This window comes from Vibrio sp. 2134-1, assembly GCF_033339495.1.
Window position 1 is genome coordinate 1 of the sequence record NZ_JAWOUS010000815.1, and the last position, 553, is coordinate 553.

1 protein-coding gene is annotated in these 553 nt (G+C 48.3%); it reads right to left on the minus strand.

The features are described 5' to 3' along the window. The coding region (locus tag R7R78_RS28695; protein WP_406707411.1) for an insulinase family protein at positions 1-553 on the minus strand (553 nt) is incomplete at both ends.

Genomic DNA, 553 nt, shown 5'->3' on the forward strand with positions numbered 1-553 from the left:
CGTCTCCAGCACTCGTGCGGCACTGATGCGCTCCAGAATGTCTTCTGTCACCGTGTCTTTTGCCGTACGGTTGTACTTATCGGTGTTAGTAAAACGCAGCAGGTAAAACGATGAAGGCTCGTGACCATCAGTGACGACCGAGCGCGCTGGCAGCTCATCATTAAATGACACACGATAATCTACAGCTTTACCCGGCTTCATCTTAATTGATGCCACGTATTTGCGTAGAAGCGGCGTAATTTGCTCAGGCTCAACGTCTGCAACAATCACCATTTTGTAACCATGATCGGTTTTAAATAGTTGATCATGCACTGCAAGAATCTGCTCTGGCGTGACGGTATCGGCACCATCACTGCTCAGTAAACGATGACGACTATCCGGCGTATAAGCGCTGGTGTTCGCTACTTGGATAAGCGTACCCATAGGCGATTCCAAGAAAGCGCTGCGCTCTTGCTTAAACTCTTGTTTCACCGCGGCAAGCTGACGCTCATCAACCTTGATTTCGGTCGAAAGGTTGTACAAGCCATTCAAAGCTTCAACTAGACGATTTTTT